The sequence below is a fragment of the Bacillus sp. 01N45 genome (assembly GCF_056399205.1).
Map to the genome: position 1 here is coordinate 156,276 of NZ_JBFTQW010000002.1, position 22,156 is coordinate 178,431.

Annotated in this window: 18 protein-coding genes and 2 pseudogenes; 14 read left to right on the forward strand and 6 right to left on the reverse strand. The window is 36.4% G+C overall.

All coding sequences use genetic code 11. The features are described 5' to 3' along the window. Window positions 1–24: 24 nt before the first annotated feature. The gene (lsrK, locus tag AC1DMU_RS04965; RefSeq protein ID WP_142291763.1) at window positions 25–1,587 is read right to left on the reverse strand and encodes an autoinducer-2 kinase; all 1,563 of its coding nucleotides are present in this window, start codon (window positions 1,585–1,587) and stop codon (window positions 25–27) included. Continuing rightward, window positions 1,587–2,519 carry a sugar-binding transcriptional regulator gene (locus tag AC1DMU_RS04970; protein WP_088063792.1) on the reverse strand — a complete coding sequence of 311 codons (933 nt, stop codon included), beginning with the start codon at window positions 2,517–2,519 and terminating at the stop codon, window positions 1,587–1,589. The genes lsrK and AC1DMU_RS04970 overlap by 1 nt, the downstream gene beginning before the upstream one ends. Before the next feature lie 197 nt (window positions 2,520–2,716). On the opposite strand from AC1DMU_RS04970, the gene AC1DMU_RS04975 reads away from it, so the two are divergent. From AC1DMU_RS04975 to lsrB, 4 genes are read left to right on the forward strand one after another with little or no spacing between them, the layout of a single operon-like run. Then, window positions 2,717–4,198 carry a sugar ABC transporter ATP-binding protein gene (locus AC1DMU_RS04975; protein WP_097890221.1) on the forward strand — a complete coding sequence of 494 codons (1,482 nt, stop codon included), beginning with the start codon at window positions 2,717–2,719 and terminating at the stop codon, window positions 4,196–4,198. After that, window positions 4,195–5,148, forward strand: a complete 954-nt coding sequence (locus AC1DMU_RS04980) for an ABC transporter permease subunit (protein WP_060487174.1) — start codon at window positions 4,195–4,197, stop codon at window positions 5,146–5,148. Before AC1DMU_RS04975 ends, AC1DMU_RS04980 begins: the two co-directional genes overlap by 4 nt. Next, window positions 5,145–6,134, forward strand: a complete 990-nt coding sequence (locus AC1DMU_RS04985) for an ABC transporter permease subunit (RefSeq protein WP_141542743.1) — start codon at window positions 5,145–5,147, stop codon at window positions 6,132–6,134. The genes AC1DMU_RS04980 and AC1DMU_RS04985 overlap by 4 nt, the downstream gene beginning before the upstream one ends. After that, a complete protein-coding gene (lsrB, locus tag AC1DMU_RS04990; protein ID WP_087984658.1) occupies window positions 6,131–7,174 on the forward strand; it encodes an autoinducer 2 ABC transporter substrate-binding protein LsrB in 1,044 nt (347 codons plus the stop codon). The genes AC1DMU_RS04985 and lsrB overlap by 4 nt, the downstream gene beginning before the upstream one ends. Before the next feature lie 46 nt (window positions 7,175–7,220). Here lsrB and AC1DMU_RS04995 read toward each other — a convergent pair whose 3' ends face one another. Continuing rightward, a complete protein-coding gene (locus AC1DMU_RS04995; protein ID WP_000069156.1) occupies window positions 7,221–8,723 on the reverse strand; it encodes a malate:quinone oxidoreductase in 1,503 nt (500 codons plus the stop codon). A 380-nt stretch (window positions 8,724–9,103) separates the two neighbouring features. Between AC1DMU_RS04995 and AC1DMU_RS05000 the strand changes: the two genes are divergently transcribed. From AC1DMU_RS05000 to AC1DMU_RS05020, 5 genes are all read left to right on the forward strand, one after another. Beyond that, window positions 9,104–10,150, forward strand: a complete 1,047-nt coding sequence (locus tag AC1DMU_RS05000; RefSeq protein ID WP_088063790.1) for a DUF2332 domain-containing protein — start codon at window positions 9,104–9,106, stop codon at window positions 10,148–10,150. 359 nt (window positions 10,151–10,509) lie between these two features. Further along, window positions 10,510–12,249, forward strand: coding sequence for a sigma 54-interacting transcriptional regulator (locus AC1DMU_RS05005; RefSeq protein ID WP_088063789.1), 1,740 nt, complete (start codon window positions 10,510–10,512; stop codon window positions 12,247–12,249). Between the two features lie 241 nt (window positions 12,250–12,490). After that, window positions 12,491–14,095: an ATP-dependent acyl-CoA ligase gene (locus AC1DMU_RS05010; protein WP_088063788.1), complete on the forward strand. Its 1,605-nt coding sequence runs from the start codon at window positions 12,491–12,493 to the stop codon at window positions 14,093–14,095. A 44-nt stretch (window positions 14,096–14,139) separates the two neighbouring features. Then, on the forward strand, window positions 14,140–14,931 hold the full coding sequence (locus AC1DMU_RS05015) for an enoyl-CoA hydratase (RefSeq protein WP_088063787.1): 792 nt from the start codon (window positions 14,140–14,142) through the stop codon (window positions 14,929–14,931). A gap of 121 nt (window positions 14,932–15,052) precedes the next feature. After that, window positions 15,053–16,489: a GntP family permease gene (locus AC1DMU_RS05020; RefSeq protein ID WP_088063786.1), complete on the forward strand. Its 1,437-nt coding sequence runs from the start codon at window positions 15,053–15,055 to the stop codon at window positions 16,487–16,489. A 139-nt stretch (window positions 16,490–16,628) separates the two neighbouring features. On the opposite strand, the gene AC1DMU_RS05025 is transcribed toward AC1DMU_RS05020, so the two are convergent. Beyond that, complete coding sequence (locus AC1DMU_RS05025; protein WP_370513117.1) at window positions 16,629–17,129, reverse strand: GNAT family N-acetyltransferase; 501 nt, start codon at window positions 17,127–17,129, stop codon at window positions 16,629–16,631. 23 nt (window positions 17,130–17,152) lie between these two features. Next, window positions 17,153–17,533 carry a VOC family protein gene (locus tag AC1DMU_RS05030; RefSeq protein ID WP_060487169.1) on the reverse strand — a complete coding sequence of 127 codons (381 nt, stop codon included), beginning with the start codon at window positions 17,531–17,533 and terminating at the stop codon, window positions 17,153–17,155. Window positions 17,534–17,712: 179 nt separating this feature from the next. On the opposite strand from AC1DMU_RS05030, the gene AC1DMU_RS05035 reads away from it, so the two are divergent. Further along, window positions 17,713–18,204: a nitroreductase gene (locus tag AC1DMU_RS05035; RefSeq protein ID WP_075307578.1), complete on the forward strand. Its 492-nt coding sequence runs from the start codon at window positions 17,713–17,715 to the stop codon at window positions 18,202–18,204. A 334-nt stretch (window positions 18,205–18,538) separates the two neighbouring features. After that, window positions 18,539–19,969, forward strand: a complete 1,431-nt coding sequence (gene entB / locus AC1DMU_RS05040) for a cell wall-binding protein EntB (protein ID WP_088063785.1) — start codon at window positions 18,539–18,541, stop codon at window positions 19,967–19,969. 50 nt (window positions 19,970–20,019) lie between these two features. Here entB and AC1DMU_RS05045 read toward each other — a convergent pair whose 3' ends face one another. Then, on the reverse strand, window positions 20,020–20,538 hold the full coding sequence (locus AC1DMU_RS05045; protein ID WP_476941479.1) for a kinase: 519 nt from the start codon (window positions 20,536–20,538) through the stop codon (window positions 20,020–20,022). A gap of 100 nt (window positions 20,539–20,638) precedes the next feature. On the opposite strand from AC1DMU_RS05045, the pseudogene AC1DMU_RS05050 reads away from it, so the two are divergent. From AC1DMU_RS05050 to AC1DMU_RS05060, 3 genes and pseudogenes are all read left to right on the forward strand, one after another. Further along, window positions 20,639–20,944: pseudogene (locus AC1DMU_RS05050) on the forward strand (YfzA family protein). Between the two features lie 13 nt (window positions 20,945–20,957). Then, a pseudogene (locus AC1DMU_RS05055) lies at window positions 20,958–21,491 on the forward strand (GNAT family N-acetyltransferase); the annotation flags it as partial. Between the two features lie 15 nt (window positions 21,492–21,506). Continuing rightward, complete coding sequence (locus AC1DMU_RS05060; RefSeq protein ID WP_252196044.1) at window positions 21,507–22,037, forward strand: cysteine hydrolase family protein; 531 nt, start codon at window positions 21,507–21,509, stop codon at window positions 22,035–22,037. Window positions 22,038–22,156: the final 119 nt, after the last annotated feature.

Genomic DNA, 22,156 nt, shown 5'->3' on the forward strand with positions numbered 1-22,156 from the left:
TTTTTCACTCCTTTATGTAATGTGTTACAGAGCACCAGGCGCAATCCACATATGTGAGGTGAGCCCTTTATCAGCTAAAGCGAGTTGACTGTTATACACAGTTTTCCATGTTTCATAGAATTCTTTATATAGTTCATGATTTTCAGTAACTGGTTCAAATGTGTGCTCCCACTGTACAAACTGTTCAGCAGTTTCTTCCATAGCTGAATATATGCCAGCGCCAACTCCAGCAGCAATCGCAGTTCCTAAAGCAGCTGCTTCTTTCACAACAGGTACTTTTACAGGAATACCAAGGACGTCCGATAAAATTTGTGGCCATAGTTTTCCTTTAGCAGCACCGCCAGCAAAAATGACTTCAGAAGGGAATGTCCCTGTTAGATTTTCTATTAATTTTAAGTTGCCAAGTGTAACGAAGGCAGCATTTTCTTCAATAGCACGGAACAGTTCTTTTTTTCCGCATTTGTCTGCATCTAAACTTAAATTTAAAAAAGAAGGTGCGGCATGACGCCAAGAAATGTAGTTCATAACATTTGAAAAGGTAGGGATAATGCCATGTGAACCAACAGGTACGTCTTTCGCTTGTTCTTCTAATAATGTATAAGCATCTACACCGAGTTTGTCAGCAAGTTTCTTTTCCTCATGGCAAAAAGCGTCTCGAAACCAGCGCATAACAAGGCCTGGGAAAAAGGCAATCGTTTCATATTGCCAAAGGTTAGGTACGACGTGACAATTTACCCGAATGGAAGCATGTGGATCTGTTTTTGGTTCTGTAACATTGACTTCTTGTTGCCAAAAACTACCTCCGCATATTAACGTTTGATTAGGTTTCACGACTCCTGTTCCAAGTGAGGCCATTTGTGCATCTCCGCCCCCGGCGACGACAGGAATTCCTTCACATAATCCAGTTAATGCTGCACACTCTTTTGTGACGTTGCCAATTACTGTACCCGCTTCATTTACTGTTGTTGAAAATGGTAACGTTAAACCGCACTCGATAGCGACATCGTTATCCCATACTCTATTTTGCAGGTCAAAAATACCGGACGTACATCCATTTGATGGATCGATTTGCAGCACGCCGCTTAATTTATATAAAATCCAATCGTTTAACATCGTAAAAGAGTGAATAGCATTATAGACGTCTGGTTCATGTTTTTTAATCCAAAGTAGGCGGGGTAAAGCACCTAATGAAAAAGTTTGACCAGATCTTGTATATAATTCTTCTTCAAGATGTGACCGAATTTCTTTTAGTTCACTAACTTCGGCGGATGCGCGCCCATCAACATTTGCACAAGCCCAAATTTCTTGCCCATCTTTATCATATAAAACAAAACCTTCTCGCATACTAGTAGCGCTAATAGCTTGAATAGAAGAGGGCGAGACATTACTTCTTTGTAAAACTTCTTTCGTGCATTGTTGTACAAGTTGCCAGTTTTCTTTTACATCAAAATTCATAGAGCCTGGATAACAAGGATCCGTTTTATGAACCCATTCTTTTTGACTGACCGCAATTTGATTACCTAGTAAATCAAAAAGAACAGCTCGAATGCTTCCTGTACCAGCATCAAAAGCTAATAAATGAGACATTAACAATCACCATCCTTTCGTAATAAGGAGAGGGCCGTTTCCTCATCGGTAATTAATGTATGAATGAACTTTCCTTTTAAGGCACCATAAATTGCATCTATCTTTTCTATACCTCCAGCAACACCAACGACATGTTTCATTTTGCGCAGAATCGAGAGCGGCGTACCAATTAGTCGATTATGATGTGGGAGCTTTAATAAATCACCATTCGTATTATAAAACTGCCCTAAAATATCGCCAGCACCGTTTTGACTACGAATATATGTCATCTCACGTAGTGTTAATTTTTCTTCTTTTACAATAGTTGCGTCTTGGGATAGCCCGCCAATGCCAACAACTGCTGTATGAGCAAGTGAAGCGACATGAAGCATATCTTTTACACTCGGTTCTGATAGAATACTTTGTGCCATTTCGGTTGTAGATGCTAGAAACGGCGTAGGGATAATGTGAAAATCGCCTTGCATGTAGTGAAAATAGTTTTGTTTTCTCGGGAGATAGTGATTTACTCCGCCTGTTAGCGTTACAATTGAAAGATTTATAGAAGTTTCAAAATGAATGTTTTCTAGCATTTTGCTAATCGTTTCACCCCAGCCAATGCCGAGTAAATTGCCTTGTTGGAGCTGAGTTTCTAAATACTGTGCAGCAGCTTTTCCGAGAGAAGCGTGATAATTGTTTATTGGAGTAGGGATAATGAAAGCATCTTTTAAATGGAATTTTTTCATTAGGTCACGCTCAATACTTAAACAGTGTAAACCAGTCCCTTTTACGTGAAATGTAACGATACCTTCACTGCGCGCCTTATCTAATAATCGGACAACTTTATTTCTTGAAATGTGAAGAAGTGAAGCAATTTCCTGTTGTGTTAATTGGTCTTTATAATAGTACCAAGCTACTTTAGTTAATAAATTCTCTTCAAAGTTCAGCTGTGTCATACGCGTCATCCCTTTCAACAATTGACCACTGCTTAAACATATGTGCCATGTATTTTGTTTATTCCAGTTGAAACGATTAATTGTCTGATGAAAAAAGTGTTCTAGATATGAAAAAAGAAATATACAATGCTACAAAACAAGTAGAACAAATAATCATTTTCTCAAAAAATGTTCTGGATGAAGGCAGGTGACATCATGTGGAGAACGTACCTTTATTACATGTAAAGAAAATGAGTAAGGCGTTTTCAAATCAACATGTGTTAAAAGAGGTGAACTTACAAGTAGAGCGTGGCGATATATACGCTTTAGTTGGAGGAAATGGTGCTGGAAAATCAACATTAATGAAAATATTAACGGGGTTATATTCGTATGATAGTGGAGAAATGTATGTAAAAGGAATGAGGAAACAGTTTGTAAATCCGGAAAAAGCACACCGAGAAGGGATTTACTTAATACCACAAGAACCACTCATTTTTCCGCATATGACCATTGAAGAAAATATATGTATCGGACTAAAAGGGAAGAAAAAGGAATTAAAAGTAAAGATTCAGCAATTGATTGACAGTTTAAGATGGGATATTGACCTTAAAGAATTAGGAGGATCACTATCCATTGCGCAGCAACAGTTAGTAGAAATCGTTAGAGGATTAATACGGCAAGCCGAGATTCTTATTTTAGATGAGCCAACATCGACATTAACAACTCACGAAATAAAGAGTCTTTTTGTGCTGATGAAAAGTTTACAAGAAAAAGGAATTGGAATGATATATATTACGCATCGCTTTCCAGAAATCTTTGAAATTGCCAACAAAGTAGCGATATTACGTGATGGAATGATTGTAAGCCAAGGTGATGTATGTGACTATACATATGACATGCTAATGGAGGGGTTATTGCCGAAAGGGTATAAACAAGAAGAGAAAAGAGAAATAGTGCAAGAGACAAAAGAAACGAAAAAAATATTAGAAGTAATTGATATAACGAGTCACGCATTCGAAAATATATCATTTACTGTACATGCTGGAGAGATTGTAGGAATTGCTGGCATTGTTGGATCAGGCAGAACGGAATTAGCAGAAACCATATTTGGATTGAAGTCTATAAAATCAGGTTCTATTTTATTAGAAGGAAAATCAATTGATTCATGCTCTTTGCATAAAAGACTTAGCGAGGGATTAGTTTATGTGCCAGAGGATAGAGCAAGAAATGGTATTTTCTCAATTGCATCGGTTAAAGAAAATATGACTGCAGCAAGTTTACATCAGAATAGTCGATTTTTCATTAACCAAGAAAAAGAAAGCGCTTTATTGAAGGCGTATATAGAACAGTTTCGAATTGTTGTACGAAGCATGGATGAAGTTCTAGCATCTTTATCGGGAGGTAATCAGCAAAAAGTCGTGCTTGCAAAATATCTTGCGTGTAATCCAAAAATTATTATTCTTGATGAACCGACTCGCGGAATTGATGCGAAAGCAAGGATTGAAGTATATGAGACGATAGAAAAAATGAAAAGGGAAGGACTCGCAATATTATTAATCTCTTCCGATGTTGAAGAAATCGTTCAATTAGTAAATCGTGTATATGTAATGCGAAATGGACAATTTGTTTCTCATTTAGAGAAACAAAATATGACTGTAGATGAAGTTACACGTCTTGCATACGGAGGTGTAACGGAATGAAACGTATGTATAAAATGCACGAAACATCTATCATACTATTATTACTCATTTACATTGCCATTGTCGGAATGATAAATCCAAGTTTCGTTCAGCTTAACTCGTTATCTTTAATGATGAAATCAAGCGTTATTTTAGTTGTGCTAGCAATTGGCCAATCGTTCGTCTTATTTACGAAAAATATAGACGTATCAGTCGGTTCAATTATGGGATTAAGCGCAGCTGTTTGCGGGATGTTGTTAACGGATGGATATCATGCATTTTTGTCCATACTTGCTGCTATTTTACTTGGCGCTATTCTCGGTTTTATAAATGGGATTGGCGTTGCGAAGTTTCGGGTACCAGCTATTATTATGACATTAGGTATGTTAGGGATCATTAGAGGTGCGATGTTAATTTTCACAGGCGGAAAGTGGATTGAAGACATACCAAACAATTTTAAGCAACTGTCATCGATCGTCATATTTGGTTTGCCGATAATTGTATGGGTTGTTCTTATTATTTTACTACTACTATACTTCTTTTTAAGGAAAGTGCCATTCGGAAGATACTTCTATGCGGTAGGTGATAATGAAGATGGCGCGAGACTCATTGGTATACCAGTTAATAAAGTGAAGATATATGCGTTTATTATATCTGGCATAAGCGCTGCTCTCGCTGGTTGCATATTTGTCATGAATATCGGGTTCGTACCAAATCAAACAGGTACCGGGATAGAACTACAGGTTATCGCAGCTGCTGTACTAGGGGGAATTCATTTAAAAGGAGGAACGGGTTCTATAGTTGGAGCTGCATTAGGAGCAGTATTTTTAGAGGCGATTAGTAGTTCACTTGTCTTTTTAAAAATACCTGCGTTTTGGAATAATGCTATTTCAGGGTTTTTATTATTAGTAATCGTTATATTAGATAGTGTTATGAAAAAGTGGAAGGCGGAAAGGAGGATGAATCTATGAAGTATTTGTACAGATGGGAAGGTGTTCTAATTGTATTACTTTTTATAGAATTCATTCTCTTTAGTTTTATAAGTAGTGATTTCTTAAATATTAGTAATCTCCTTTTTAGTACAAATGATTTTCTATTTATAGCAATCGCAGCGATACCAATGACTTTCGTTATTGTAACAGGAGGAATTGACGTTTCTGTAGGATCTATTATGGGGTTAACTTCGATTATAATTGGTGTACTTTGGATGAATGGAATACCTATTTTGCTAGCGGTCATATTAGCTCTTTTAATCAGCTGTTTAGCAGGAGCTTTAAACGGATTCATTATAAAAATGACAGACGTAGAGCCACTTGTCGTTACACTCGGAACAATGTTTTTATACGGCGGAATTGCACTCGTCATTTCAGGAGGGGCAGGTGCTTCTGGATATGAAGGGATAGGTGGTTTGCCTGACGCATTTGTACAACTGGCAAACGGTAGTTTTATAGGGATACCGAATTTATTATGGTTATTGATTATATTAACGATTTTATGCACTGTATTGTTTCACCGTACTATTTATGGGCGCCACGTCAAATTAACTGGTGCAAACGAAAATGCAGCAAAATACACTGGGATCAAAACGAAAAAAGTAGTCATCATCGCTTACATACTTTCCGGGTTAGGAGGTGGATTAGGAGGCGCTTTCTTAACTGCATATTTCAGCTCCGCACGTGCTGATATGGGAAGTGAAACGATTTTACCAATCATTACAGCAGTCGTATTAGGCGGGACACTTATTACAGGGGGAAAAGGAAGTATTATCGGTACTGTACTGGCGAGTATTTTTATTGGGTTAATGCAGTATGGCTTGCAAATGACGGGTTTAACAAATGAACAATCTAACGTAGTTATTGGTATTATTCTTATTCTTTCAGTTATTATGAGACATTTCAAATTACATCAATTCACACCGTGGAAAAGAAAGAACTTGCATAAGGGGGAAATGTCATGAAGAGAAAACTGGGGATTGTATTCATTGTATGCATTTGTTTAATCGGTTTAATCGCTTGCTCTAGTCAAACGGCAGATAAGAAAAGGGCAGATGATGTGAAATTTGCATTCATTCCGAAATTAACTGGAGTTGGCTTCTTTACATCGGGCGGTGAAGGAGCAAAAGAGATGGGAGATAAGTTAGGCGTACATGTGAAATATGATGGACCGTCTGAAGCAAGCGTATCAGGGCAAGTGAAATATATAAACAACTTTATTAATCAAAACTATGATGCACTTATGGTCTCATCTACTTCAGTAGATGGTCTATCGCAATCATTGCAACGAGCTAAGAAAAAAGGAATGACTGTTTTAACGTGGGATTCTGATGTGAATCCGAAAGACCGATCATTTTATATAAGCCAAGGAACACCAGATCAACTTGCTAATTTATTAATTGAAATGACTTCCAAACAAATTGGAGATAAAGGAAAAGTAGCTTTCTTTTATTCTAGCCCAACAGTAACGGATCAAAACCAATGGGTAACGAAAGCGAAAGAAATTATTAAAAAGAAATATCCAAGCTGGGAAATTGTAACGACGCAGTATGGTGAAAATAATGCGCAAAAATCTTTATCTGTAGGAGAGAACATTTTAAAAACATATCCAGATATTAATGCAGTCATTTGCCCGGATGCAACGGCACTACCAGCGATGGCACAAGCAGCTGAAAACTTAAAAATGGATAAAAAAGTAGTCGTAACTGGTTTTTCCACACCAAACGTTATGCGTGATTACGTAAAACGTGGAACAGTACAACAATTTGGATTATGGGATGTAAAACAACAAGGTGCACTCGCAACGTATGTAGCAAATGAAATAGTAGTAAAAGGGAAGAAGTTAAAAGTAGGGGATAGTTTCGAAGTAAAAGGAATCGGAAAAGTGAAAGTAGAGCCAAACTCCATCCAAGGTTATGATTATGAAGCAGAAGGAAATGGAATTATAGTATTACCAGAGCGGGTTGTATTTACGAAAGAGAATATTGATAAATATAATTTTTAGTAACAAAAAAACGTCCGAATAAATCGGACGTTTTTTAATAACTTCTTTAATTATGAACCGTTTCTTTTTCATTTAATCCAAGCGTACGACCTGTAGAAGTGTGAAGGTCTTGGAACAATCTTGGATTTTCAGTTAGTGAAATGCCATAAGAAGGAATCATTTCTTTTATTTTTTCTTCCCATTCTACCATGCGGCTCGGGAAACATTTTTCTAATACTTCAAGCATGACGTGAACGGCAGTAGAGGCACCTGGTGAAGCACCTAGTAATGCAGCGATTGAGCCGTCAGCTGCACTAACAACTTCAGTACCGAATTGAAGTGTACCTTTACCGCCAGCATCAGTATCTTTAATTACTTGTACACGTTGCCCAGCAACTACAATATCCCAATCTTCACTTTTCGCGTTCGGAATGAATTCGCGTAATTCTTCCATACGTTTTTCGTGAGATAACATAACTTGCTGAATTAAGTATTTTGTTAATCCCATTTCTTTTACACCAGCAGCTAACATCGTTAAGACGTTATTTGGTTTTACAGAACCAATTAAGTCAAGGTTTGAGCCAGTTTTTAAGAACTTAGGAGAGAACCCTGCGAACGGTCCAAATAGTAAAGCTTTTTTATTGTCTATATATCTCGTATCAAGGTGAGGTACAGACATTGGCGGAGCGCCAACTTTAGCTTTACCATATACTTTCGCATGATGTTGCTCGACAACTTTTTGGTTTTTACATACCATAAATAGTCCACTTACAGGGAATCCACCAATATGTTTTGATTCAGGGATACCAGTCTTTTGTAGTAGAGGTAGACTACCGCCACCGCCGCCGATAAAGACGAATTTTGCAGTGTGATGCTCAATTTTACCACTATTCATATCGTGTACTTTTACTTCCCACAAACCATTCTTTGTGCGTTTAATATTTTCGACACTATGTTTGTAGTTTAGCTCGACATTTTTCGTTTGTAAGTAATCAAACAACATACGTGTTAATGCACCGAAGTTAACATCTGTTCCAGAATCAATCTTCGTTGCAGCCATTGGTTCGTTAGGTGTACGTCCTTCCATAATGAGTGGAAGCCATTTTTTTAATGTTTCAGGAGCATCGGAAAATTCCATACCTTGAAACAGTGGATTTTTTGAAAGCGCTTCAAAACGGTTTTTTAGAAACTCAACATTTTTTTCACCTTGTACTAAACTCATATGAGGTAGAGGCATAATGAAATCTTGTGGATTACGAATTAATTTACTTTTTACAAGATATGCCCAAAATTGTCTTGAAAGCTGGAATTGCTCATTCACTTTTACAGCCTTACTAATATCTATAGATCCGTCAGATTTTTCGGAAGTATAGTTCAGTTCGCATAGCGCAGAATGCCCTGTACCTGCATTATTCCATTCATTAGAGCTTTCTTCCCCGGCACTTGCGAGTTTTTCAAAAACTTTAATTTCCCATTCAGGTGCTAATTCTTTTAGTAATGAGCCTAACGTTGCACTCATAATTCCTGCACCAATTAAGATAACGTCTGTTTTTTGCTGCATGTTGCTCATGATAATCTCTCCATCCCCTATATTGGCAAAAAAGAGTAGGTGTTTTCTATGTCTAAGCCGTAAAAGAGAAACACCGCCTAGGCCCCACCTAGGTATTTACCTTTTTTGTCTCAATTGTATAACCATCTCATACTCTATTATAATAATTAATAGACTAAAATATCTAGTGTTATCTGATAATTTTAAACTATTTAACGTTTTATTCGCCAAAAATCTTATTTAACAAGCTCTTTTAAGGTGATAAATAGAAAAAAATTACAGTTTGAAATTATCCCGAAAAAGCTTACGTATCGTAGAATGGGTAGAAAAGATACCTTTTTATGGAATTTTACCTCTGATAATAGTATGGTTATTCTGTAAAATGAAAAGGAGGGATACCAATGCGTACACAAGAACAAATCGCAAACTTATTTCGAAATTTTTCAATAAAGGAATGTAAAGGGTCAAGTGATTTATATGAATACTTATCAATAAAAATTGCTGAAGATGAGGAAGTACTTACACTATCTTCCTACGCTCAAGTAGGCCAACCAATTCCAAACTTATTATTAGGTGCTGTACATTATTTATTACTATCAGGGAAAGAACATCATTTAAAAATGTATTACAGTAGCTTAGTTGAAAATGCTAATACGGATTTAAATCAAGCTTTTGATTATTTTAAAGATTTCTGTAAAACGTATCGAGAAGAAATCATTACCTTATTACAAACGAAACTCGTTCAAACGAATGAAGTAAGGCGATGTGCGTACTTATACCCAAGTTTTTGTTACATATTTAATAAAGTGAAAAAACAATTAGCGTTAATTGAAATTGGGACAAGTTCTGGATTACAACTGTTCTGGGATCAATATAGCTATTCGTATGGAACAGATGTAACATACGGAAATATAAACTCGAATGTGCATGTAACTTCTGAAATAAGAGGAGAGAATGTGCCTCATTTTCTAAAAGAAAGTCCATCTGTCGCAGAAAGAATAGGACTAGATTTACATGTAAATGATTTACATAGTAATGAAGATTATTTGTGGCTACGTGCACTCATTTGGCCAGAGCATAAAGAAAGACTTGAAATGTTTGACCAAGCAGCATCTTTAGTGAAAACTGAATCTGTTCAATTAATAGAAGGAGACGGTGTGGAGCTATTGCCATCTATCATCGAACAAATAAGTAAAGATGCTATAATCTGTATTTTCCATACACACGTCGCAAATCAAATACCTGAACAAGTAAAACGTAAGTTAGAAAAACAAATCCAAGAAATCGGTGCAAAACGTGATGTATTCCACCTATATAACAACATGTGGGACCGGGACCTTCATATTGATTATTATATTAACGGAAACGAATATCGTGAAACGGTTGGAGAAACCGAAGGGCATGGGAGATGGTTTAGCTGGAAAATTGGAGACCGAACTTTATGCTAAAGGAAACCTAACAATTATGGGTTTCGTCACCAATATTCGTAATAAAAACAGTTGACAGAAGGTAATCCGTCAACTGTTTTTTATTTTTATTAAACTTGCTTTATGTATCCAATTAAGTGTTAAACATGTCCCTGCTGCATGTTGCAAATAGCCCATGAAATAATCTTCTCTCAAAAGAAGCTAAAGAAAGTAGATTATAAAACTCTTGCTAGTGCCAAAAAAAGAAGCCACTGGTTAATGGGCTATATTACTAGTTTAATAATTTATAACTTCAAATGGAAAAACCAAGGGAAAGTAAATATTTAAAATGAATATATAATACATGCGAGAACGAGCGCAATTGGATAGGGGGCTTTCAAATGCATATGGACGAACGAATGAATTTGCAGGTAACTAGTCAGGCTCTTCAGGTAATGAATAACGGAATTGCTGTTATAAGTCATGATGGAATCATCACATATAGCAACAAACTATTCTGTAGCATGCTACAGAAAAAAGAAAATGAAATAATAGGTGAGCATATATCAACGATTATTCCTGATCGTAAAAAGTTAGTAGTGAATCAAAAGGATAGTTTGTACAGGTATGAATGTAGGAGTGGCAACCAAGTTTTAATTGTGAATGAATCCCATGTATATCGGAATGAGACAGAATACGGATCAATTGCCATTCTGGAAAGTAAGGGGAAAAGTATACAGTCTTTGGAAAGCATCATAAGTCGATATGAAAGTGCCCTAAATTTACTGTCTGAATGCATTCTAGGGGTAAATGAACAAGGAATTGTCAATTTTTTAAGTGGTTCTTATGCACAATTTTTAGGGATTGATGATCCGAAGGAAGCGATTGGTAAGCATTGTACGGAGGTTGTTGAGAATACGAGGATGCATATTATCGTAAAGACGGGACAGATGGAAATTGGGCATATCCAGCGTATAAGTAATCGGAATATAATCGCAACGCGCATACCTATCATCAAGGAAGGCAAGATTATTGGAGCAATTGGTAAAATTATGTTTCATGATATACAGCAGTTTAAAGCTTTGGGAGATCAAATTAGTGAAATGGAATCAAAGTTATCTTACTATCAAACTGAATTACAGCGGCTGCAAGAAAGGCGACTTTCCTTTCAAAGCATTATAGGAGAGAGTGCAAAAATGAAAGAAGTCAAAATGATGGCTTTAAAGGTTTCTAAAAGTCGGTCTACCGTTTTGATAAGAGGAGAAAGTGGTACAGGAAAAGAGCTCTTTGCACATGCGGTACATCGTGCAAGTCCGCGTGCTAGTGGCACATTTATTCGCTTGAATTGTGCTGCGATTCCGAGGGATCTTTTGGAGGCTGAATTGTTTGGATACGAAGAAGGGGCTTTTACAGGAGCAAAAAAAGGCGGTAAGCCTGGGAAGATTGAGTTAGCTCATAAGGGAACATTGTTTTTAGATGAAATTGGTGATATGTCATTGGACATGCAGGTGAAGTTGCTTCGTGTATTGCAAGAGAAAGAGATTGAAAGAATTGGAGGTACAAAAATTCAAAAGATTGATGTCCGTTTCATTGCGGCTACACATCGAAATCTCCGTGAAATGGTGCAAAGTGGGGAGTTCAGGGAGGATTTATATTATAGGCTGAATGTGTTTGAAATTGATATCCCTCCGTTGCGAGAGAGAAAAGAAGATATGATACATATAACGGAATTTTTAATTAAGAAATTGAATGGTGAGCTAGGTAGTAACGTTATTTCATTGGATGAGAGAGTAAGAGATTTATTTATGGAGCATGATTGGCCAGGGAATATTAGGGAGCTAGAGAATGTATTAGAACGAGCGATGAATGTTATAGAAGGAATGATTATTCAAGTGCATCATCTTCCTGCCTATTTACGAAAAAAAGATTTGGAAGAAGAGTTAATCCATGAAATATTTACGATGGGCCATGAGAACCATGAGATGAGTTATTTACTGAAGGCGGAAGTGGAATCCGCTGAAAAACGTGCGATTACGAGAGCTTTGGAAAAAACAGTTGGAAATGTAAAAGAGGCAGCCGAGCTTTTAGGAATTCATCGGGCCAGCTTATATCGAAAAATAGAGAAATACGAAATACCGTGAAGGAAAGTAAAGGGCAAATAGGCCCTTTTTTTGTTTGTAGTAATAAACACTGTCTCTTTTTTGCGACATTTTCTTATAGATGCGACATGGTTGCTAATGTTTGTAGCGCAAATGCGACATGTGAGGTTAGAAAAGTAAGGGAGATTACGAAGGAATAAGGGAATAGGTAATGAGTCGATTTTTGGCATGTTTCTTGCTATATAAATAAAAAAAGATTTTAGTAGGAAGGGGATGGAATTAAATGCTAGAAAATCATAGCTTACCGCATTTTATTATGCAAAGTATCGAAAAAACACCAAGTAAAGTATATTTACAATTTGAAGAACAAAGGGTTACATATGAGGAACTTTATCATCGAATTACAAGAGCTATAGCGGGGTTTTGTGAGCTCGGTATTCAAAAAGGAGACAAAGTTTGTATTATGCTTCATAACACTCCTGAATATCTGGATGTATGGTTTGCTTTATCTTTTATGGGAGCAATTGCGGTGCCTCTGAATGTGCATTTAAAAGGAGAAGGCTTGCAGTATATTATATCTCACTCTGATTGTAAGTTAATTATCGTTGATAAGGAATTTGTTCCTCAAATTGCCTCTTGTTTGTCATTTATACATAGGGACATTCAAATTGTTGCTTACGGAAAAAATGAAAGCGTAGTCATTGCAGGTGATGGCAAAGAGTGGTTAGTAATCGAATTGAAAGATGTACTAAATACAAATAATCATCACCTTCCAACTGCATTTGTTTCCTCCACTTCTATTAACAGTATCCTCTATACCTCTGGGACGACTGGTTTACCTAAAGGGGTTATGTTAAGTCATTCTGCTTATGTAAATTCTGCGCAGTCATTTGCCAACTATATGGTTGGCGCAAGTTCAAAAGATGTCTTATTTACAGCGCTTCCGTTATTTCATATAAACGCCCAGGCCCATACAGTACTTGGATCCATTTCTTCCAATGCTACGATTGCTCTAGGTAAGCGGTTTAGTGCTTCTAGATTTTGGTATGAAATTCGCAGTCATGGCGCAACCATTTTTAATTCTTTAGGATCTATGATTCCTATTCTCTGTAAGCAGCCGGAAAAGGAAGATGATAATGAAAATTTAGTAAGGGTGACAGCTTGTGCTGCTACGCCTAAGGAATTTTGGAAGCCGTTTGAGGAGAGGTTTGGCGTTCGGATTGTAGAAGGTTACGGATTAACGGAAACAACGGGTTTTTGTGTAACGAATCCATTGTATGCCAATAAGCCACCTTCTATAGGAAAACCATATTCTTACGTAGAGACGAAGATTGTTAATGAGGATGGAAATGAAGCACGGACTGGTGAAATTGGAGAGATTTTTATTCGTTCCTTACAGAGACAAGCATTCATGGAAGGTTATTATAAAATGTTTGATAAAACAGAGGAGGCAATGAAGGAGGGATGGTTCCATACAGGAGATCGAGGTTATCTAGATGAGGAGGGTTACTTATATTTTTGTGATCGAATTAAACAGTGTATCCGAAGACGTGGTGAAAATATCTCCTCTTGGGAAATCGAAAAAGTTGTGAATAATCACCCGAAAGTACTTGAATCGGCGGCCATCGGTGTCCCATCAGAAGTGGGAGAGGAGGATGTTAAATTATATGTGATTGTAAAGAAAGATGAAACGATGTCCCATGAAGAGATTATAGATTGGTGTCAAGAACGTATGGCTTATTTTATGGTACCTCGATATGTTCAGTTCAGTGAAACCTTCCCAAAAACAGCGACGGAACGGATCCAAAAGTTCAAGCTGAAGGAGGAAGGGATTGGTAGCGCTTGGGATCGCGAACAGGCCGGTTATGTAATTAAAAGAACGAGTTGATGTGCTGATTTTACTTTATTACATATTAGAAAGAAGGGATTGAATTGGAAAATAAGCGGGTTGTTACATGGTCCAAAGAAAATGGAGTCGCAACGATTATCATTGATAATCCTCCTGTGAATGTACTGAGCAGTGTTGTGATAGATCAACTGACGGTAGTAGTCGGTGAAATAGAACAGGATGATGAAGTAATTGTTGTACTTCTAACTGGAGCTGGAGAAAAGGCTTTCGTTGCAGGAGGAGACATTAAGTCGTTTCCGGAATGGATTGGAAAAGGGAGTGAATATGCAGAGGGAAAATCAATGTGGCTTCAGAATCCGTTAAATAAAATAGAAAGATTGCCCAAGCCTGTAATTGCTGCTATTAACGGATTAGCGCTTGGGGGCGGGTGTGAATTAGCTTTATCATGTGATTTACGGATTATAGAAGAACACGCCCAAATCGGGCTTCCAGAAGTGAAGTTAGGTTTGTTTCCAGGTGCAGGAGGAACGCAACGTTTACCGCGATTAATTGGAACTGCAAGTGCGAAAGAAATGATGTTTACTGGTGAACCACTCACTGCCGAAGTAGCTTGGCGAGTTGGTTTGGTGAATCATGTTGTTCCGCGTGGCGAATCGCTGAATAAGGCGAAGGAACTAGCTGTGAAGATGGCTCGGTTTTCTCTTCCTGCTTTATCCTTGATGAAGCAATCTATCAATAAGGGATTATCTGCTTCTCTTGAGGAAGGATTAAAAATAGAAGCTGAGAATTTCGGACATGTGTTTCAAACAAGTGATGTAAGAGAGGGAGTGGAGGCCTTTATAGAAAAGAGGGCACCAATCTTTCATCATAAATAAAAAGCTATAACTATAATATGCAAAAAAGTAATGCCTGCCTCCGGCAGGCATTACCAAAATATATACAAACAGAAAAGGATACAAAGTTAAAAAATCCAAATTATTGAGGGGGATTGGGGTTATGGATTTATTGATTGTATTGTTAGCGCTTGGCTTGCTTATTTTTGTTGCTTACCGAGGATTCTCAGTCATTTTATTCGCTCCGTTATGTGCGTTGCTCGCTGTGTTTTTAACAGAACCGGCAAATGTTTTACCATTCTTTTCTAATGTTTTTATGGCGAAGATGGTCGGATTTATAAAATTATATTTTCCTGTCTTTTTGCTTGGAGCGATATTTGGTAAAGTGGTAGAAATCACTGGAATAGCAGAAAAAATCGCGAAAATTATTATCCGCTTTATAGGCGTGAAAAGAGCAATTCTTTCCATCGTATTAATGGGAGCGATTCTTACATACAGTGGTGTCAGTTTATTTGTCGCAGTATTTGCGATTTATCCATTTGCAGCGCAATTATTTCGTGAGGCGGATATTCCGAAACGTCTCATTCCTGCAACAATCGCATTCAGCGCATTTACGTTTTCGATGGATTCACTTCCTGGATCGCCTCAAATTCAAAATGTTATTCCAACTACGTTCTTTAAAACAGATATTTATGCCGCTCCTACATTAGGAATTATAGGAGCACTGTTTATCTTCATATGTGGTATGTTGTATTTGGAAAGATGTAGGAAGAAGGCTGCTGCTAAGGGGGAGGGGTACTTCGGAAAAGGCGATGCTACTTCTGAGATGGCTGCTACAACTAGCGCGCAATTGGTGCAAAATCCGATTGCTTCGGGCGATGTAATTCCAATTAGTTACTGGATAGCATTTCTTCCGCTTGTACTGGTTGGAGTGATGAATAAAGTCTTTACAGCATTCATTCCTGTTTGGTATACAAAGGGATTTGATTTTGCATCCATAGGTTTGAAGGAGTACGGAACAATTGATATGGGACAAGTTGTGGGGATTTGGTCAGTGGAAATGGCACTTCTTATCGGAATATTATCTGCTATATTATTAAACTTCCAAGCGGTAAAAGATCATTTTCAATCAATTACAAGCGTTGGTGTGAGTGGTTCAATCTTAGCAGCTATGAACACTGCAGCCGAGTATGGATTTGGTGCCGTTATAGCAGCTTTACCTGGATTTGTCATGATTCAAAACTATTTAACGGGGACTTTCTCAAATCCATTAATTAGCGGAGCGGTCATGACGAATATATTATGCGGGCTGACGGGATCAGGCTCGGGTGGAATGAGTATTACATTAGGTTTAATGGCTGAAAAATATATTGAAGCGGCAGCGAACTTTGATATTCCGTTAGATGTGCTGCATCGTGTAATTGCAATGGCGGCAGGAGGGATGGATACTTTACCTCATAACGGAGCAGTTATAACTTTACTTGCGGTTACAGGATTAACGCACCGGGAAGCTTATAAAGAGATATTTGGTATTACGATAATTAAGACCCTTGCCGTATTCTTCGTTGTTGGAGTGTATATGATGTTTTCTATTGTATAATAGGTAACTTGATCGTCAGTTAAAAAGAATGTATCTATCAATTAATTATGAATAATAGTAATCAGAAAAAGCCGTCATTCCATGAAATGATGGCTAAGAGAAAAAGGCAATACTACTAGTAGTATTGCCTTTTATTTAGTTAAATATATATACTCAAAACCTCCCTAGGCAATCCATCAATCTCACAAACTTTTTCAGAGGTAAAACCGACGTTTATTAAAATTTTGCGAGAGGGGATATTATTTGGATCAATAATTGCTTTTAGTACCTTTATATCTGTCTGCTTCGCTATATTCATTAGTTCCTTTGCAATCCTACTACTATACCTTTTTCCCCAGTGCTCTGGCAAAAGCATATAACCAATTTCAGCCTCTTTAACATTATCCTCGTTTACCGTAACATGTCCAAGATTGATATACTCATTTGTAATAGAATCATATACTTTATAAGAGCCGAATAGTTGATGATTTTCATTGCGCTTTACCAGCCTTGTAAAGTCATTTTTCGCTTCATCTAACGGAATAGCGCGTTCGGTAATTTGCGCCATTACTTCTTTATTGAATACGAGTTGGAAATATAAATTAAAATCTGTTTCTTCAAATTTAGCTTTTGTATAATATTCCTCCAAACTAATTTTCATTTGTTCTTCAGAAAAAAGATAAATTAAATCGTAATTTCAATTTGATTACCTTCAGGATCGCTTATCACACTTTCGTAATAGCCATCTCCAGTGAAACGTGGTCCATTTAATAAAGGATAACCATCATTTTTTAATGTTGTAGTTAATTCATTTACACGTTCTTCACTACCGACAGAGAAAGCCATATGAGCATAGCCAGTTATGTTGGGGTTCGGCTCTTTTTCTATACCTTTTTTACGCATAATTTCAAGTCTTGCACCAGATTCGAACGTAATAAAATAAGATTCAAATTGTTTTGCTTTATTATGATATAAAGAGTTCGCTTTACCATTAAAGTACTTTGTATAAAAAGAACGCATTAATTCTAAATCATTTACCCATATTGCAATATGTTCTATTTTCACAGTTTTCACCAATCCTTACTTAACTAATTTGGCTTTCACTTTATAAAAATTGTTTTTGCATTGCAAGAATTTTGATTGGGTGTTAAAGGTGTTATTAATTTTTGGTTATTTGTGAGCATACAATATGTAATTAAGTAAAGGAGAAGCATAGTAATTAAAGAAAAAGGTGAATGAAGCATATGAATCCATTTGAGCAAATGATGTACGTTGGTGTCATTATGTCTATTGTACTATCTGTAATGATTTTAGGATCTTTATATTATAATCCTCGTCTTTCGTTAACTGAATATCCGAAAGATATTCAAAAGGTAGTTTTTCCAAAATCGATTCATGAAAAAAAGCAAACAATCTACTTTAATATTGCATATAATGCTATTCTTTTCGGTACGCCTGTCGTTTCTACATATATACTACATAAACATGAAAAATTATTATATGTTGATGCCTATTTACATACTTTTGGTATTTTAATGATTTTCAATTTAGTAGATTTGTTTATAATTGATTGGCTAATCTTTTGCTGGATTACCCCAAGATTTGTTGTTATTCCTAGTACAGAAGGCATGAAGGGATATAAAGATTATAAGTTTCATTTAAGAGGGGCTATAGTCGGCACAAAATTTTTAGCAATCGTAAGTTTGTTTTTGGCAGGAATTGTGACAACTATTTAGTATGAAGAGTTTATAGAAGATAGTGAGATTTATCCCGCGTTAACGGACAGTAAAACTCCCACCTCAAAATTCAGTTGGAGCAAAGAAGTTAGGTGGGAGATCAACTGTCCGTAAACGTCCGATTGGTTCAACTAATAATCATTGGGGGATGAACAAAACCCCCAATGATTAAAGTTTCACTTTATAATATATAGAATTAAAAATGAGAATTTGATAGTATTGGAGTAAGGAGTTTTAATAGCAGTATATTAAGTCGTATTAATATACTGTTACAAATGCTTTCCTAATTTTATGGAAGTATTTGATAGAATTCAAAAAAATAATGGAGGCTAATATGAAAAAAATAATTGGCGCAGCAACAGCAACTGTTTTTGGATTGGGAGCATTTACTACAACTGCTACCGCAGAAACAATCGTAACAGCAGATGTACTCAACGTACGTGAAAAACCGACTACTGAATCAAAAGTTGTCAAAAAAGTAAAAGAAGGAGAAAAGTTAAAGGTTATACATACGGAAGAAGGATGGTCCAAAATTGATTTAAATGGTAAAGAAGTGTTTGTAAGTGCGGAGTTTACAAAAGATGTGTATTATGTAACAGCGAATTTGTTAAATGTCCGTTCTGATGCAAGTACAGAATCAGAAATACTTGGCAGACTAAAAACAAATGATGTAATTGAATCAACGCATCAAGTAAAAGACGGTTGGTTACAATTTGAGTATAAAGGAAAAACAGCTTATGTTAATGTTTCTTTCCTATCAAGTACAGCACCAGTTGAAAAAACAGCTAAAGAGAAAACGAAGCAAGTAGCGAAAGTACACAAAACAGCTAAAGCTAAGGATGAAGTTAAAGCACAAAAGATAGTAAAGCCTAAGGAAGAAGTGAAAATACAAGAAGTAGTAAAGCCTAAGGAAGAAGTGAAGGTACAAGAAGTAGTAAAGCCAAAAGAAGAAGTGAAAGTACAAGAAGTAGTAAAGCCAAAAGAAGAAGTGAAAGTACAAGAAGTAGTAAAGCCAAAAGAAGAAGCGAAAGTACAAGAAGTAGTAAAGCCAAAAGAAGAAGCGAAAGTACAAGAAGTAGTAAAGCCAAAAGAAGAAGTGAAAGTACAAGAAGTAGTAAAGCCAAAAGAAGAAGTGAAAGTACAAGAAGTAGTAAAGCCTAAAGAAGAAGTGAAAGTACAAGAAGTAGTAAAGCCAAAAGAAGAAGTGAAAGTACAAGAAGTAGTAAAGCCTAAGGAAGAAACGAAAGTACAAGAAATAGTAAAGCCTAAAGAAGACGTGAAAGCCCAAGAAGAAGCAAAAGCTAAGGAAGAGGCCGAAGCAAGGGAAATAGCAAAGGCTAAAGAAGAAGAGAAAGCAAGAGAAATAGCAAAGGCTAAAGAAGAAGAGAAAGCAAGAGAAATAGCAAAGGCTAAGGAAGAAGCAAAAGCAAGAGAAGAGTCTAAAAATAACATACAGTCTGCTAAACGTGAATTAACGGTAGTTGCGACAGCATATACTGCTGATCCAAGTGAAAATGGTACATATGGTGGACGTGTTTTAACTGCGATGGGGCATGATTTAACGGCTAATCCGAATATGAGAATTATCGCAGTAGATCCGAAAGTAATCCCATTAGGATCTAAAGTATGGGTAGAAGGTTATGGCGAAGCAATTGCTGGTGATACTGGAAGTGCTATTAAAGGAAATCGTATTGATGTTTTAATGGGCTCAAAAAGTAAAGCTATGAATTGGGGAAGACAAACTGTTAAAGTTAAAATTCTTTAATAAATAAAGTTATCTAGATAGAAGTCAGTTCTCTTTATTGAGACTGGCTTTTATTTTTGTATCGCAACATCAGTAAGAATCGCATTAAATATATCTTTTTGCGTGAATGTATCTGTAAAAATAGTTTCTCGAGCAACTTCAATTGTATCGTGCGGATTATACCATTTTTGTAGGGAACCCTCACCAAATTCATATCGTTTGTCCCTTGTGTTATGTCGTCGAATCGTTTCTTTTAATGATAAATCAAAGTAATATGTATATGCCTTTCCTTCAAAAAAATGTATTAACTCTTTTAGCATTTCACCGTATCTACGACTGTTTAAAATACCTTCTAAAATAACATACTCACACTTTCCTTTTCCGTACTTCGTAATTTCAAATAGTAGATCATGAGATAAGTTCCCCATCGTATCATGTACGCTAAGCATATCTCTACGTACAACATCCTGCGATACTAAAAGTGTACCTTGTCCGAAATGTTCTTGTAGTTGCTTTGCGATTGTTGTTTTACCACTTGCGGAGTTTCCTCTAAGAATGATTAAAGTTGATTTAAGTATAGAATTAGACATAATGTATTCCTCCAACACGAATGATTATATAGAAAATTTTAACAAATGAAGTAAAGAAAGTGTATACTCAATATGATGGATATTTAAAGGAGGGGGTTAGATGGAAGATACATTAAAGAATACACACCCTATATAGAAACGGACATGGTTTCGTTATTTAGGGGCATTTATAATTGTTCAATTACTATTTATTATGTTTGAGAGTACAGGATGTGCACCAAACTTTAAACCTAGTGGGAAAATTTCAAATAGAATTTTACATTCCCAATTTTTCACGGAATGGTTCACTCCATATGAAATCCCTCATTTTAATGTGTTTACAGCTCTTTTTGCGATTACATTGTTACCATACGCACTAATAGGTGTAATGAAAGATTTCACAACAAGAAAAAATATAAATAATTAAAAAGAGGTATTATATGCTATTTCAAAAAGATAATATATCGATTAGATACGTAAAAGAAGAGGATGCACCAATCATTTCAAAATGGCTAACAGACCCAGAAGTCTTGCGGTATTACGAAGGACGCGATAATCCGCAATCTGTAGAAATGGTACTGAATCATTTTATACATAATCCAAATAGTCATGAAAAAAGATGTTTAATAGAGTTTGATGCTGTTCCAATTGGTTACATACAAATGTACCCAATTGATTCTGAGTGGAAAACATTATATGGCTATGAAGAATCACAAAATGTATGGGGAATGGATCAATTTATCGGAGAGCCGACTTATTGGGGAAAAGGAATTGGAACGAAACTCGTTCAGGCAGCAATTACATATATTATGGAGAACACGAGAGCAGAAGCAATCGCAATGGATCCGAAAGTAAATAATGAACGTGCGATAAAATGTTATGAAAAATGCGGCTTTAAAAAAGTGAAGATATTAAAGGAACATGAGCTGCATGAGGGGAAATTAGAAGATTGTTGGATGATAGAATACAAACAAAGGGAGCTGCGCGAAATGAAAAAAGCTTTATTAGTAATTGATGTGCAAGCAGGTATGTATACAGCGGGAATGCCAGTACATAACGGGGAAAAGTTTTTAGAAATATTGCAAGAGCTTATTGGGGAATGTCGTTCTAATGATATTCCAGTTATTTATGTAAAACATAACGGACCAAAAGATCATCCGTTAGAAAAAGGTACAGAGGGCTGGAAAGTGCATGAGGCGATTGCTCCGCAAAAAGGGGATCGTATCGTTGAAAAGACGACGCCAGATTCTTTCCATAAGACAAACTTAAACGAAGTATTACAAGAAAAAGGCATTGAACACGTTATTATTTCAGGAATGCAAACAGAGTACTGTGTGGATACGACAACGCGAAGAGCGTTTAGTGAAGGTTATAAAGTAACGTTAGTGAGTGATGCACATAGTACGTTTCATACAGACGTGTTACGTGCGGAAGACATTGTAAAGCATCATAATGTAGTGTTTGGAGCGTTTGCTAATGTTGTTGCGTTAAAAGATTTGAAAGTGACTGCCTCTAAATAAGAGGCAGTTTTTTATTATAAGATATATTAAAAAAATTGTTCGTATAATTTCACATACCATAATGAAAATACACAAAAGGAGCACCACATAATTAAAAGAGGCGCTCCTGCATCAAAATG

Bases quoted from the DNA above. Each gene is read 5' to 3' on its own strand.
- lsrK (WP_142291763.1), bottom strand. From the start codon at position 1,587: ATGTCTCATTTATTAGCTTTTGATGCTGGTACAGGAAGCATTCGAGCT.
- AC1DMU_RS04970 (WP_088063792.1), bottom strand. From the start codon at position 2,519: ATGACACAGCTGAACTTTGAAGAGAATTTATTAACTAAAGTAGCTTGG.
- AC1DMU_RS04980 (WP_060487174.1), top strand. From the start codon at position 4,195: ATGAAACGTATGTATAAAATGCACGAAACATCTATCATACTATTATTA.
- AC1DMU_RS04985 (WP_141542743.1), top strand. From the start codon at position 5,145: ATGAAGTATTTGTACAGATGGGAAGGTGTTCTAATTGTATTACTTTTT.
- lsrB (WP_087984658.1), top strand. From the start codon at position 6,131: ATGAAGAGAAAACTGGGGATTGTATTCATTGTATGCATTTGTTTAATC.
- AC1DMU_RS04995 (WP_000069156.1), bottom strand. From the start codon at position 8,723: ATGAGCAACATGCAGCAAAAAACAGACGTTATCTTAATTGGTGCAGGA.
- AC1DMU_RS05000 (WP_088063790.1), top strand. From the start codon at position 9,104: ATGCGTACACAAGAACAAATCGCAAACTTATTTCGAAATTTTTCAATA.
- AC1DMU_RS05005 (WP_088063789.1), top strand. From the start codon at position 10,510: ATGCATATGGACGAACGAATGAATTTGCAGGTAACTAGTCAGGCTCTT.
- AC1DMU_RS05010 (WP_088063788.1), top strand. From the start codon at position 12,491: ATGCTAGAAAATCATAGCTTACCGCATTTTATTATGCAAAGTATCGAA.
- AC1DMU_RS05020 (WP_088063786.1), top strand. From the start codon at position 15,053: ATGGATTTATTGATTGTATTGTTAGCGCTTGGCTTGCTTATTTTTGTT.
- AC1DMU_RS05025 (WP_370513117.1), bottom strand. From the start codon at position 17,129: ATGAAAATTAGTTTGGAGGAATATTATACAAAAGCTAAATTTGAAGAA.
- AC1DMU_RS05035 (WP_075307578.1), top strand. From the start codon at position 17,713: ATGAATCCATTTGAGCAAATGATGTACGTTGGTGTCATTATGTCTATT.
- entB (WP_088063785.1), top strand. From the start codon at position 18,539: ATGAAAAAAATAATTGGCGCAGCAACAGCAACTGTTTTTGGATTGGGA.
- AC1DMU_RS05045 (WP_476941479.1), bottom strand. From the start codon at position 20,538: ATGTCTAATTCTATACTTAAATCAACTTTAATCATTCTTAGAGGAAAC.
- AC1DMU_RS05060 (WP_252196044.1), top strand. From the start codon at position 21,507: ATGAAAAAAGCTTTATTAGTAATTGATGTGCAAGCAGGTATGTATACA.